Source organism: Undibacterium sp. Ji50W (assembly GCF_049340445.1).
Lineage (GTDB): Bacteria > Pseudomonadota > Gammaproteobacteria > Burkholderiales > Burkholderiaceae_D > Undibacterium.
This window is the reverse complement of record NZ_JBMPOX010000004.1, coordinates 85,247-97,254: the sequence shown is the minus strand read 5'-3', so window position 1 is coordinate 97,254 and position 12,008 is coordinate 85,247. Positions and strand designations below refer to the sequence as shown.

Here is a 12,008-nt window from a genome sequence, read left to right as displayed (position 1 = left end):
CCTTGATCTTGCCATGTTGAATACGCGAACCACCCTGAATCTTGGTCCTGCCCTGATGGCGGCATGCATGCTGGCGTCTGCTGGCACCCAAGCCCGAGACCTGCCCATGCCAGACCGGGGCCGCTTGCTGGCAACCGGTGGCGTCAAACAGATAGAAGGTGCTGGCGGAGGAGGCTTGACTCCCTGGGCCACGATTACCGGCTATGGCAGTGAAGACAGCTACGGTGTGAATGCGCATATCACCCAGGTCAGCACCCAGGATTACCGTCTGCGGACTGCCGGTATCGCCATCGGGATTGCCGACCGTCTGGAAATGTCCTTGTCCACCCAACAATTCACTGGCAGCCAGGCCCCGCTGGACAAGCTGGAGCTGAACCAGGATACCTTGGGTATCAAACTCAGGATTGCCGGTGATCTGGTCAGCGACCAGGATAGCTGGCAACCGCAAGTTGCTGTCGGTGCCATGTTCAAGCGCAACCTGGCCGTCAAAGGGCTGGAGGCACTGGGCATTACCAGCGTCAAGCAACTGGGGGCAATGGATGAGCACGGCATCGATTATTATGTATCGGCCACCAGGCTCGACCTTGATCACAGTCTGCTGTTGAATGTGACGCTGCGCATGACCAAGGCCAATCAGATGGGCTTGCTTGGTTTTGGTGGTGACAAAGGCAATCAGTACAAGTTGCAACCGGAAATATCGCTGGCCTATCTGCTCACCCGCAAGCTGGTGGGTGGCGTCGAATATCGTAGCAAGCCGCGCAACCTGGGCGTGGATAAGGAAAAAGCCTACTATGATGCTTTCCTTGCCTGGTTCCCGAACAAACAATTTTCGCTGACGCTGGCCTATGTCAATCTGGGAGATATCACTATCTTCAATCCCAAAACCCAGCGCGGATGGTATCTGTCGCTGCAGGTCGGCAACTAGTCGGCAACTAAGTGGCAACTAAGCGGGGATACCTATGAAATTACGTCACACCGCCATGACCGTCAGCCTGATGCTGGCATGTGCCGGCCAGGCACAGGCACAAGCTGCTCAGGACAGCTTGTTCCAGGCACTGGGCAATGAACCTGGCATCAGCCAGATAGTCGATGAAATGCTGGCCCTGGTCTTACAGGATGAACGCATCAAGGCCTCATTCAAAGAAACCAATATGCCACGCCTGGCGAAATTACTCAAAGAGCAATTTTGCGTCATCAGTGGTGGCCCCTGCCAATACACCGGCGATGACATGAAGCTGGTGCATGAAAACCTGGGCATCAACGCTGCCCAGTTTTATGCCCTGGCCGAAGATTTGCAAATAGCCATGGACAAACTGGATATAGCCTCTTCTACCCAAAACAAACTCATGGCCAAACTGGCGCCCATGAAAAAAGACATCGTCTCTCCCAAACCCAAGCCACCATAAATTTTCAGCATTTTTGCATCTGACCTGAATCCGATTTTCGATTTGCGCCGTACAAACAGCAGGAGCCTGGATTTTTCCAGGTAAAAAAGCGACTTGTAGCAAGTTAAAACGAGATAACCCAGAGGAAACATGATGCAAACTACCAGAAAAATCTTGACGACTGTCCTGTTCGGCAGCTGCGTCGCATGGTCACAAACCGGCCTGGCGCAAGACATGTTGAAACCTGATATGGGCAAACTGACCGCCACCGGTGGCGTCAGCCAGCTGGAAGGTGCCGGAGGTGGTGGCCTGACCCCGTGGGCATTGATCACTGGTTATGGCACACGCGACAGCTACGGTGCCAATGCCCACCTGACCCAGGTGAACACCCAGGACTACAGCCTGAAAACCTATGGTGTGGCCGTCGGCATTGCCGACCGCGTGGAATTGTCACTGGCGACGCAAGAATTTACCGGTAGCCTGGCTCCGCTGAATGCTCTGAATATCAAGCAGGATATTTTCGGCATCAAAGTCAAAGTTGCCGGTGATGCCGTGTATGAGCAAGATAGCTGGATGCCGCAAATCGCCGTCGGTGCCATGGCCAAACGCAACAAGGGCATAGGCGGCCTGGGCGCACTGGGCGTCACCAATGTCAAGCAACTGGGTGCCAAGGATGACCGTGGCGTTGATTACTATGTAGCAGCCACCAAGATCCTGCTGGAACAAAGCCTGCTGCTGAATGGCACATTGCGCATGACCAAGGCCAATCAGATGGGCATACTGGGTTTTGGCGGCGACAAGAAAGACAGTTATCAAGCCAGGCTGGAAACCTCGGTCGCCTACCTCATCAACCGCAAACTGGCAGTCGGGGCCGAATACCGCATGAAGCCGCGTAATCTGGGCGTGGACAATGAAAAAGATTATTACGATGCCTTTGTCGCCTGGTTCCCCACCAAGAACCTGTCAATAACCGCTGCTTATGCCACCCTGGGTGACATCACCATATTCAATCCAAAAAATCAGCGTGGCTGGTATCTGTCTGTACAGGCCGGATTTTAAGCCCCAGTTTTCTGGATACGACACCTGCAGACACCTGCTATCAATAATCAATACATCGAAAGCACATATCATGATTTCCATCTCCCGTTTCAGCAAAGCCATATGCGGTTTTTTCCTGCTAGCCAGCCTGTCCGCCCAGGCGCAAACCACCACCGGCAATGATGCCCTGTATCAAAGCCTGGGGGCCAAGCAAGGCATTAATACCTTCGTCAACTCCTTTGTCGCCATTCTGCTGGAAGACCCGCGTATCAACAAGGCGTTCAAAGACACCGATACCGAAAGACTGGCACAAATGCTCACCGAGCAATTTTGCGACTTAAGTGGCGGTCCCTGCAAATACAGCGGCCGTAGCATGGACGACGTTCATCAGGACATGCAAATCACCAATGCCCACTTCAATGCACTGGCCGAAGATTTGCAGGTCGCCATGGAAAAACACAATATTCCATCTTCCGTCCAGAACCGGCTGATCGCCAAACTGGCCCCTATGCAACGCCCTATAGTCACCAAATAAGATGAGCTACTTATCAAGGCAGAAAATCCCCATGAAAAACTGGTTGGTATCCGTCAATGCACGCAAGCTGGGACCGAGACTGGCACTGGCCTGCATGCTGCTAGCGGGCCTGCCATCACTGGCCGCCGCAGCCAAAGTGAGCATCCAGGCCGTGGATAAAAATGGCGCGGCCATGGCCGATGTGGTGGTGTATGCCACGCCCATAGGTGCGCCCCTGCCACCAGCGGGCAAAACCGAAGCGGCCACGATTTCGCAAAGCGATATGCAGTTTTCACCCTACGTGACCGTGATCAGGGTCGGCACACAGGTCAAGTTTCCCAACTACGACAAGATGGAGCATCATGTGAAATCCTTCTCTGCCGTCAAGGAATTTGAAATCAAGACCTATGAGCGCGGCGTGGTGCCGCCACCGGTGATATTCGACAAAACTGGCATCGTTATCGTGTATTGCCTGCTGCATAACTGGATGCGCGCGTATGTGCTGGCGGTGGATACCCCTTACTTCGCCAAAACCGAACAGGCCGGTACCACGACACTGGATCAACTGCCGGATGGTAACTACGAAATCAGGGCCTGGCATCCGAATATGGGCAGCATCAAACAACCGCTGATGCAGACGATCAAAGTCAATGACCAGACCCCGCCTGTCAAATGGCAGTTTGATTTTGTTCCCACGCCAAGAAAAGCCAAGGCTGCGAATTATTAACTAGGGCGTATTGACCTAATATCGACCTAAATTAGGCATATCATTTGCCTGTCTTGCTATGCCAATTTCGTCATGCCGACACGGGTAAATCGGCAAGACCCGTGCCGCTGTTTATACTATGCTCTTGTCGCTAATGGACTGTGACAGTCTACTCATTTTGGCTACTACGAATTGTGGACATGACATCAGGTATAAGTGGTTCTACGGCTGCCACGGAGTTGGCCGGCATACAGGCAGGCACCACAATGGTATCGCCCATCAGCATTGCAGAACGCCGGGCACGTGTGGAAAAGGCCGCCCGGCTGATGCAAGACAATGCGGTCGATGCCTTGATCCTGCCAGCCGGTAGCAGCCTGTATTATTTTACCGGCCTGCGCTGGCACCCCAGCGAACGCCTGACTGCGGCCATCCTGACGGCGGACGCCAGCTTGAGTTATATCTGCCCTGGCTTTGAAGAATCCAAGCTGCGCGAAACCCTGGGTGCCGAAGCCGATATCCGTCTGTGGCAGGAAGAAGAAGATCCCTGCCAACTGCTCAAAACCTGCCTGCAGGATCTGCATTGCAAAAGCGATGTGCTGGCCCTGGATGAAGCCGCTCCCTTTTTTGTCTTTGATGGCTTGCGTCGCGCCCTGCCTTTGGCGCGTATCATCAATGGCAGCACGATCACGGCAGAATGCCGCATGCATAAATCAGCGGCAGAACTGGCCATCATGCTGGCAGTGAAAAACATCACGCTGGAAGTCCAAAAAAAGGCGGCCAGGATTTTGCGCGAAGGCATCTCTTCTTTTGAAGTCGCGCACTTCATTGACCAGGCGCATCGTGCCTATGGCGGCAGCGCATCGACTTTTTGCATCGTCAGCTTTGGTGCCGCCACGGCCATGCCGCATGGGCCGGATGGCGAACAATTCCTGCGCGATGGTGATATGGTATTGATCGATACCGGCTGCAAGCTGCACGGTTATAACTCGGACATTACCCGCAGCTATGTGTTCGGCCAAGCCAGCCAGCGCCAGCGTGATATCTGGGAACTGGAAAAAACTGCCCAGGCTGCCGCATTTAACGCCGCCCAGCCCGGTGTTCCCTGTGAACAGGTTGACACCGCCGCCAGAAAGGTATTGGCGGCAGCCGGTTTTGGTCCCGATTACCAGCTACCTGGCCTGCCGCACCGCACCGGCCACGGTATAGGTCTGGACATCCATGAGTGGACTTACCTGGTCAAAGGCAATCAGCGCCCGCTGGCTGCCGGCATGTGTTTCAGCAATGAACCCATGATCTGCATAGAAGCTGAGTTTGGCATCCGCCTGGAAGATCATTTCTACATGACAGAACAGGGGCCGCGCTGGTTCACCGGACAAAGCCATGCCGTCGATGCGCCATTTGGCATTGATTGAACATGCGGGGGAAACTAGTGGACCGCTTAAGCTAAGTTAAAAATTAGGTGAAGGATAGCCCTCCACCTATCGCCGTCTGCCTGGCAGATTATTTCTTCTGGATGGCGTTCTTGGATTTCAAAAACACCGGGCCCCAGATAGGGTGACCGATTTCGCCAGGTGACAGATTAAACGTCGGGTCCAGCTTCAACGCGCGATCAAATTGCTGGCGGCATAATTGCACCCTGGAAGTGACGCAATAACTGAATGCCATGAACTTCAGCGCATTCACTTGCAAATCCTTGTTATGGCCATTCCAGATATCTGGCGACCCCAGTCGTTTGAGGGCACCGTTGTAATCACCGGCGTCATACAGCGCCATTCCGTCTTTCATGGCTTGCACATCCGGACTGACCGGCGGTGGTGCCGGCGTCGTATCCAGCGGCTGCAGGGGAGGCGTGATGATGATTTCTTTTTGCCTGCCCACAGGCTTGTTGGGTGCAGGTGCCTGCGTGGGTGCGGTTTCGCATCCCAGCAATGCCGTACATGCCAGCACCAGGCCGGCCATATACACTTGTTGAATTAATTTCTTCATTTTTATCCGGATTTATTTACTGTTGAACTCATGTTCGATGGCAGCCGAATTCGTCTTGCTGCCGTCGATCTCGGTAACCAGATCAGGAAAGCCCGGGTTCGTCACCCTGATCTTATGCTTACCAGCAGTTAAACTCAATTGTTTCAACGGTGGGCTGGCACCTTGTTGTATACCATCGACAAACACCGTACCCCATGGCCTGATGGCCAGCCTGACCGTCAGCTTGCCAGCGGCTGGGGTACTGGCAGCCTTGGCTGCCGCCACTTTATTGGCTTCCTTCAGGCGTAGTTGTGCAATATCAGTAAACTTGCCGTTCGGATGTTGCTGTATAAATGCATTGATCGCTTCAGGCGTGGCATTGGCATCATCTTTCAATTTGTCCCATGCCTGCTTTTCCTGTACTTCCCTGGCAGACGGGGGTGCCAGACTGACGGCAGCGGTACTGCTGACAACTGGTGTGGTGGCAGCGATGGGTGCCGTTGGTAGCGCTGCGGCAACCGTGGCAACTGAGGCAGGTGCAGGCGGCGTAACAGCAGCGGGACCACTTTCGGCCTTTTTGGCGGCAGCGGGCGGCGTCGCGGTTTTGCCGGCAAGGGCAGGCACAGCCTGCGGCGGCGGACCGCTGCGCAAGGTGACGCTCAGTACTGCAATCAGCACAGCCACCACCACACCACCGGCCAGCAATAGTTTGCCATGCGATTTCACCTGGCTCATCACCCCGGCTTCGGCGGCTTCCTCTACGGCGACCGTCTTGCCAGAAGTCCTGGACCTTCCAAGCGTAACGACTTTATCAGGCGACATACCGGCAACAGATGCAGGCATATCACCGCCGTGCTCGGGCTTGCTTTTACGTGATTTGCGGGTGGAAGCGAAAGAACTGATGCCCAACAGCAGGCGGAATTCATCGATGGACTGCGGCCTGTCTTGCGGTTGTATGGCAAGAGCCTGATCGACAGCTTTCAGGAATTTGGCGCTGAAGCCCGGGCGTTCACTGTCTTGCAACGGCACCAGTGAATCCTTGACTACCCGCGCGACCGACATCGGTGGCGGTGTTTTCATGATGGCGAAATACATCACCGCTGCCAGCGCATAGATATCGGTAAATGCCCCCTGTGGCATATCGGTTTCATCCGAGTACTGTTCAACCGGCGCATAACCGGGCTTCAGTATCACCGTCATGCCATGGGTCATGTCGCCAATGATCTGACGGGCAGAACCAAAATCCAGCAGGACGGCGACACCATTCTTTTGCACGATGATATTGTCTGGCGAAATATCCCTGTGCAGAATCTTGGATCTGTACAGGGTATCGAGTGCTTCCAGTATCTGCTTGAAAATAAAGCGCAGCCAGGCTTCTGTCACCAGTTGCGGGCGTTTATTCACAATATCCTTGAGGGTATGGCCATCGTAATAGCGCATGACCATGTAAGCAGTTTTATTTTCTTCCCAGAAGCGATAAACCTTGACCAGGGAGGGATGATCAAATTGCGCCAGCAAGCGCGCTTCATTGATAAAACTCTTCAGGCCTGCGTCAAAAGTGGATTTGTGGCGCTCAGACCTGACCACCACACTGGTATCGGCCGCCCTTCCGGCCAGCGAACCTGGCATATATTCCTTGATGGCGACCGTGCGCTGCAAGGAATGATCAAACGCCAGATACACGATCCCGAAGCCGCCCTCACCCAATACTCCGGTAATTTCAAAGTCATTCAGCCGCGTGCCGGCAACGAGACAATTCTCGGTACCGGCATGTAATGCCACTGGTGCTTCGTTAGCGAGTACGTTTTCTGTGTTCAAGGCTTACTCGGAGAGGTAATGTTGAAATGCGCTGCTACGGTTCAAATCCTGGCCACTCACTGCTCATTCGGCTATGTGGGCAGCTTCAAGACGGGACCAGGTCTGCATGGCACCTTGGTCCCGGCTGTCATTTTCCCACTGGCTTGTCATGCAAGCAAATAGCAAAAGCCGAGAAATTATCCCTGCTAATGGCTTTTGACGTATTAATATTTTTTTCTGCAATGGCATTCATTTTACTTAACCATTCATTACTCGTCCTGGATGCCGCCAGACAATATTCCATTTCATGCTCATAAACCCACTCCCAAAAACCATCCGTGCATAGCAAAAAAGCATCGCCATCCTGCAATTCTATGGCTTCGGTAGTCACTTCAGGAACAAAACCACCCTCCGCACCGATCGCGGCAAACAATACATTGCGCTTGGGGTGGCGGCGTATCTGCCCGTAATCGGCAAAGCCGGCATCCACCATCATCTGCGCCTGGCTATGGTCTTTGGTGACGGTCTTGATTCTGCCCTGGCGAAACTGGTAAATCCTGGTGTCACCCATATGCGCCAACAAAGCGCAGCGATTGCTCTGGTCTATCAGCAGGGCAGCGATGGTAGTACTCATCTGTCGCTGATTGGCGTGCGCTTGCCTGCCCTGCGCCACTTTCAAGATGGCCCAGTCCAGATACGAGCGCAGCGCGTGGGCGCTAAACGACGCTTCCTGCAGAAATTTCTCTATGATGGCGTTGGTCGCCAGTTGGGCCGCCAGCTCACCGCCAACATGCCCACCGGTACCGTCGGCCATGACGAAACAGACGATTTCGTCTTCCACGGTGCAGGCCAGCGCATCCTCATTCGTACTTCTACTACCTATCGCAGTGATCTGCGCTGTGTCCAGATGCATGGGACTTGGCCATAAAGTGTGTACTTACTTAAAAAGCCAGGCGACTGGCTTCTGCTCTTTCAACTTCTTTCTGGTACGCCGCTAAAAATTCTTTGCCAAACATAGCCTGAAACTCATCTTTCCTGCCAGAGTAAATGGTCTCGAACAAAATACCAAATTGATCCCACATGGCTGCCTTGCGACGCGCGGGCATGGCTTGCTCAAGCAAACCTGGCGCGTTCAGATGTTCTTCCACATTGGAAGGCTGCAAAGCCTCCAGCACAGCATTCATCACTGCTCGGGTACCTGCTGCCACCCCCATTTGATGCGCGCGGATATCAAAAAACGAATCTTCCATGGCTTCGGCTGGTGCCATGAAGCCGGGCATTTTTTTGCGCAGCATCTGCGTCAGCACGGTTTTACTGTCGGGGAAAAATTTTAAAGGATTGTTTTCTCTTAAGACAACCATCGTTACTTCTGCTTTCACTTCTCGCTTGAGCAAGGCCCGCTGCGACAGTTCTTCCATCGCGCCCTGCACCGAGCTGGCCACCAGCTTACCCAGGGTTTCCATCAAATCTACCGTCAGGCCAGCGGACAGAGTGAGCTCAGAAAGGCCAGCCCCATTCAAAAACGCCTGCATCAATTCGGCATTGCTGGCCAATGGCTTGCTGTTGGTGGCCTTAGGTTTGGCTGCTGGTGCCGCAGGCACGGGTGATTCACTGACAGCTTCTACCGCTGTACTGGCGACGTCGGTACTGGCTACGTCGGCTGTGTTAGCGACATCGGTTGTGTTAGCCACATCGACTGCGCAGGCGACGTCGGCGGTGTTGGCCGCATCGTCCATGTTGGCCGCATCGACTGTGCTGGCAACATCGACTGTGTCGACAACGACATCCGCCTGTTCAGGCTGGCTGGCCTGACCTGTCACGACATCGGGCCGCAGCAAAAACTGTGGCGGCTGCACATTGGACACTTGCATATTGGGCGGCAGTTTTCTGGATGGTGCACGGGCTGGTGGGCCGGCATTTGCTTTCTGCTCATCCGCCTGCACTTCGGGCGCGATATGGTCAACATTTGCCGGTTTGGCCTCAGGCTCGACAACAGCGTCCACTGGTGATGATGGCGATGGAGTTGGCGTTGGCGTTGGTAATGGAATTGGCGTTGACGTCGTAACTTCCTCCTGCACCTCGGCGATTAATTCAGCCTGCAATACATACAGGCCTATCTGTATTTCATCACCGGCCTGGATTTCCTGATCAGATTCTGCAGGGATTTCCTTGCCATTGACCAGAATCGGGTTGGCCAGACTCAGGTTGTGCAGAAAATGCCTGCCGCCCGCACTCCAGACCTTGGCCTGGGTACGTGAAACAAAGTGCTTGGGATCAGGCAAAATCAGGAAGTTGTCTATGTTACGTCCTATTGTTTCTTTTTGGCTGCCAAACACTGCAAAATTCGAGGTGGAGGGTGCTTCATTATTATAGGAAACAACAGCTATTTTGATCATTAGTGGCACTCCAAAACCATTTTGTGACGCCTGAAAATAAGTATCCTGAGCAGGCAGTTTGAGATAATCTTACGATGTCGCGTTTTAATATTTCACATATATCTGGGAAAACAGGTCTTTCATCGCGTGACCAGATATTAATGCCCTATGACAGACCGGATGATTTTGCATTTATAACAATTCAAGTCTTGAATAAAGTCTCAACCCAAAGTATCAACCCAAAGTGTCAAACAGAGTGAAATCTTGCCACGTTTACTGGAGCTTACCCGATTATCTGTAAATCAGCGACTAGCTGAATCCCAATTTTAAGTTTATAAAAATACTTAGTAGCAACACTGGCATATTTAGTGCTATAAAGTAAGGTTGAATACCATTGCATACATGTGTCCGGCGAATCCGGCACATTTTGAGTATATAAAAGCATCATTTTATGGCTCAATTGCTCACCCAAACTGAGCAATTCCAGCTTGGGAATGGTGCTATGGTTTTTTTCATAAGGGAATTGTTAACAAACTCTAAACAGAGACTCCATTATGCAATCTGCACCCAGTTTTCACAAAAGGCACGGTAATGAAAGATTCTGAACACAGTGTGCAGCCCATGCCAGAAGTCACGGGCTCATTTCATTATCAGGAATTGATAGAATCCCGGCTTGGGCAACCCATTGCTGCCGAATTGGTCGAAGCCGAAGCCCACAGACAGGCGACATCGCCGGGAGCCAAGCTGTCTGCCGCACGCAATGCGCTGGGCTTGTCAGTGGAGCAGGTGTCGGCGCAATTGAAGATGGCTCCACGCCAAATACACGCCATTGAAAAAGATGACTATATATCGCTACCAGAACCGGCCATCATCCGCGGCTTCTTGCGTACTTATGCAAAACTGCTGAAACTCGACTCTGTCGCCATCATAGATTTGTTCACTGATGATTTCAACAGGAAGAAACTGGCCGGCGACCTGGGGCGTGGCAAGAACCGCCACAGCATTGCCAAAACCAGTAATACCAACAGTAACGCCCCTTCCTACACACTGGCACTGCTGTTATGCCTGGCCGCTGCGGCAGCACTGGCTTATTTCAATCTGCTGCACTAATTTTTTTTAAAAAAAAACGGCCATGGATCAATCCGTGGCCGCTTTTTTTGCAATCTTATTTACAACTCGCTTACAACTTCTGTGCGGCTTATTTGCGACTCATTTGCAACTCATTTGTAAATGAGTTGCAATTTTAATTACAAGCTATGCCAATTATTAACGCACACCCATAAAGTCCTTCTTGCCGATTTCAATACCGTTATGGCGCAAAATTGCGTAAGCGGTAGTCACGTGGAAAAAGAATTGTGGCAAGCCATAGTTCAACAGATATGCCTGGCCACCAAATGTTTGCTCCTTCGGTGTGCCTGGGCGCAAAACGATATTGCGGCCTTCGCTGCCTTCAAATTGTGCGGCATCCAACGTCGCGATAAACGCCTTGGTCTTGGCGATACGTGTCTGTAAATCAGCAAAACTTGCTTCAGTATCTTCGTAGACCGGCAATTCTGCCTGCGCCAGACGGCCAGCAATACCCTTGGCGAAATCGGCTGCAATCTGTACCTGACGTACCAGGGCTAACATATCCGGGAACAAACGCGCCTGCAGATAGTTTTCTGCAGGGATATTCTTGGCAGTGGCGTGGGCTTCGGCCTTTTTCAGCACGTCACTCAGACTATCCAGCATCTGGTTAAGGACGGGAACAGATGCGGCATACATAGAAATAGACATGAGGGATCTCCAATAAGTGAGCAAAACGGAGCTAGATTATAGGTCGTCTGGATTTTTTGCGTATGACAGCGCGTAGCTTACAGTGATTGACTGTCTGCTCCGTATTCAAACTTGATGCAAGTCAGGAAGCGATTCAGGTTGGCAAGTTACGTGGTGAGATAAATTCTCAAATTGCATCGCAGTAAAATGCATCGCAGTACTAACTCGATTGACGCCACGTAAAACGAAGCTAAAAAAAAGCGAGAATATTTGTTTGCTGCGAATGCTGGTGCATAAATTGAATTGGGTAAAATCAAATAAAAAATCCCCTTCCTCACCAGAAGGGGAAAACATGAAAGTCAGTCCTGTATTCTTTCAGAACGTGTTTACGATCTGTAGCGAGCGTGTGTCAACGAGGTAAGGGTAACAAAAGCGCAGCACAAAAAACGGAATGTACTCTGGTACATGAGCAT

Annotated in this window: 13 protein-coding genes; 7 read left to right on the top strand and 6 right to left on the bottom strand. The window is 52.2% G+C overall.

Going from position 1 to position 12,008, the window contains the following annotated elements; genetic code table 11:
* The first annotated feature begins 13 nt into the window (after window positions 1-13).
* The 6 genes from ACO0K9_RS09095 (at window position 14) to ACO0K9_RS09070 (ending at window position 5,055) form a co-directional block, all read left to right on the top strand.
* The gene (locus ACO0K9_RS09095; protein WP_422984010.1) at window positions 14-925 is read left to right on the top strand and encodes a DUF3034 family protein; all 912 of its coding nucleotides are present in this window, start codon (window positions 14-16) and stop codon (window positions 923-925) included.
* A 34-nt stretch (window positions 926-959) separates the two neighbouring features.
* Window positions 960-1,406 carry a group I truncated hemoglobin gene (locus tag ACO0K9_RS09090; protein WP_422984008.1) on the top strand — a complete coding sequence of 149 codons (447 nt, stop codon included), beginning with the start codon at window positions 960-962 and terminating at the stop codon, window positions 1,404-1,406.
* A gap of 213 nt (window positions 1,407-1,619) precedes the next feature.
* A complete protein-coding gene (locus ACO0K9_RS09085; RefSeq protein WP_422984367.1) occupies window positions 1,620-2,444 on the top strand; it encodes a DUF3034 family protein in 825 nt (274 codons plus the stop codon).
* Window positions 2,445-2,514: 70 nt separating this feature from the next.
* Window positions 2,515-2,958, top strand: coding sequence for a group I truncated hemoglobin (locus ACO0K9_RS09080; RefSeq protein WP_422984006.1), 444 nt, complete (start codon window positions 2,515-2,517; stop codon window positions 2,956-2,958).
* A 31-nt stretch (window positions 2,959-2,989) separates the two neighbouring features.
* Window positions 2,990-3,664 (top strand): methylamine utilization protein, encoded by a 675-nt coding sequence (locus ACO0K9_RS09075; protein WP_422984004.1) that lies wholly within the window; start codon window positions 2,990-2,992, stop codon window positions 3,662-3,664.
* A gap of 179 nt (window positions 3,665-3,843) precedes the next feature.
* Window positions 3,844-5,055, top strand: a complete 1,212-nt coding sequence (locus ACO0K9_RS09070; protein WP_422984002.1) for a M24 family metallopeptidase — start codon at window positions 3,844-3,846, stop codon at window positions 5,053-5,055.
* A gap of 88 nt (window positions 5,056-5,143) precedes the next feature.
* Here ACO0K9_RS09070 and ACO0K9_RS09065 read toward each other — a convergent pair whose 3' ends face one another.
* The 4 genes from ACO0K9_RS09065 to tagH all read right to left on the bottom strand — a co-directional run bounded on the left by ACO0K9_RS09065 (window position 5,144) and on the right by tagH (window position 9,801).
* The gene (locus tag ACO0K9_RS09065) at window positions 5,144-5,629 is read right to left on the bottom strand and encodes a TssQ family T6SS-associated lipoprotein (RefSeq protein WP_422984000.1); all 486 of its coding nucleotides are present in this window, start codon (window positions 5,627-5,629) and stop codon (window positions 5,144-5,146) included.
* Window positions 5,630-5,641: 12 nt separating this feature from the next.
* Entirely contained in the window at window positions 5,642-7,426 is a 1,785-nt protein-coding gene (locus tag ACO0K9_RS09060; protein WP_422983998.1) for a serine/threonine protein kinase, read from the bottom strand.
* Window positions 7,427-7,553: 127 nt separating this feature from the next.
* Window positions 7,554-8,318 (bottom strand): PP2C family protein-serine/threonine phosphatase, encoded by a 765-nt coding sequence (locus ACO0K9_RS09055; protein WP_422983996.1) that lies wholly within the window; start codon window positions 8,316-8,318, stop codon window positions 7,554-7,556.
* 28 nt (window positions 8,319-8,346) lie between these two features.
* The gene (tagH, locus tag ACO0K9_RS09050) at window positions 8,347-9,801 is read right to left on the bottom strand and encodes a type VI secretion system-associated FHA domain protein TagH (RefSeq protein WP_422983994.1); all 1,455 of its coding nucleotides are present in this window, start codon (window positions 9,799-9,801) and stop codon (window positions 8,347-8,349) included.
* A 570-nt stretch (window positions 9,802-10,371) separates the two neighbouring features.
* Here tagH and ACO0K9_RS09045 point away from each other — a divergent pair.
* Complete coding sequence (locus tag ACO0K9_RS09045; RefSeq protein WP_422983992.1) at window positions 10,372-10,890, top strand: helix-turn-helix domain-containing protein; 519 nt, start codon at window positions 10,372-10,374, stop codon at window positions 10,888-10,890.
* A gap of 156 nt (window positions 10,891-11,046) precedes the next feature.
* Here the strand turns inward: ACO0K9_RS09045 and ACO0K9_RS09040 are convergent, their stop codons facing one another.
* Both ACO0K9_RS09040 and ACO0K9_RS09035 read right to left on the bottom strand, forming a co-directional pair.
* Window positions 11,047-11,556: a DUF1993 domain-containing protein gene (locus ACO0K9_RS09040; RefSeq protein WP_422983990.1), complete on the bottom strand. Its 510-nt coding sequence runs from the start codon at window positions 11,554-11,556 to the stop codon at window positions 11,047-11,049.
* 105 nt (window positions 11,557-11,661) lie between these two features.
* Window positions 11,662-11,889, bottom strand: coding sequence for a hypothetical protein (locus tag ACO0K9_RS09035; protein WP_422983988.1), 228 nt, complete (start codon window positions 11,887-11,889; stop codon window positions 11,662-11,664).
* Window positions 11,890-12,008: the final 119 nt, after the last annotated feature.

Excerpts from the sequence above, each read along its gene's own strand:
- ACO0K9_RS09075 (WP_422984004.1), top strand. The coding sequence starts at position 2,990 with ATGAAAAACTGGTTGGTATCCGTCAATGCACGCAAGCTGGGACCGAGA.
- ACO0K9_RS09095 (WP_422984010.1), top strand. The coding sequence starts at position 14 with ATGTTGAATACGCGAACCACCCTGAATCTTGGTCCTGCCCTGATGGCG.
- ACO0K9_RS09090 (WP_422984008.1), top strand. The coding sequence starts at position 960 with ATGAAATTACGTCACACCGCCATGACCGTCAGCCTGATGCTGGCATGT.
- ACO0K9_RS09065 (WP_422984000.1), bottom strand. The coding sequence starts at position 5,629 with ATGAAGAAATTAATTCAACAAGTGTATATGGCCGGCCTGGTGCTGGCA.
- ACO0K9_RS09070 (WP_422984002.1), top strand. The coding sequence starts at position 3,844 with ATGACATCAGGTATAAGTGGTTCTACGGCTGCCACGGAGTTGGCCGGC.
- ACO0K9_RS09040 (WP_422983990.1), bottom strand. The coding sequence starts at position 11,556 with ATGTCTATTTCTATGTATGCCGCATCTGTTCCCGTCCTTAACCAGATG.
- ACO0K9_RS09080 (WP_422984006.1), top strand. The coding sequence starts at position 2,515 with ATGATTTCCATCTCCCGTTTCAGCAAAGCCATATGCGGTTTTTTCCTG.
- ACO0K9_RS09055 (WP_422983996.1), bottom strand. The coding sequence starts at position 8,318 with ATGCATCTGGACACAGCGCAGATCACTGCGATAGGTAGTAGAAGTACG.
- ACO0K9_RS09085 (WP_422984367.1), top strand. The coding sequence starts at position 1,620 with ATGTTGAAACCTGATATGGGCAAACTGACCGCCACCGGTGGCGTCAGC.
- ACO0K9_RS09035 (WP_422983988.1), bottom strand. The coding sequence starts at position 11,889 with ATGTTTTCCCCTTCTGGTGAGGAAGGGGATTTTTTATTTGATTTTACC.
- tagH (WP_422983994.1), bottom strand. The coding sequence starts at position 9,801 with ATGATCAAAATAGCTGTTGTTTCCTATAATAATGAAGCACCCTCCACC.
- ACO0K9_RS09045 (WP_422983992.1), top strand. The coding sequence starts at position 10,372 with ATGAAAGATTCTGAACACAGTGTGCAGCCCATGCCAGAAGTCACGGGC.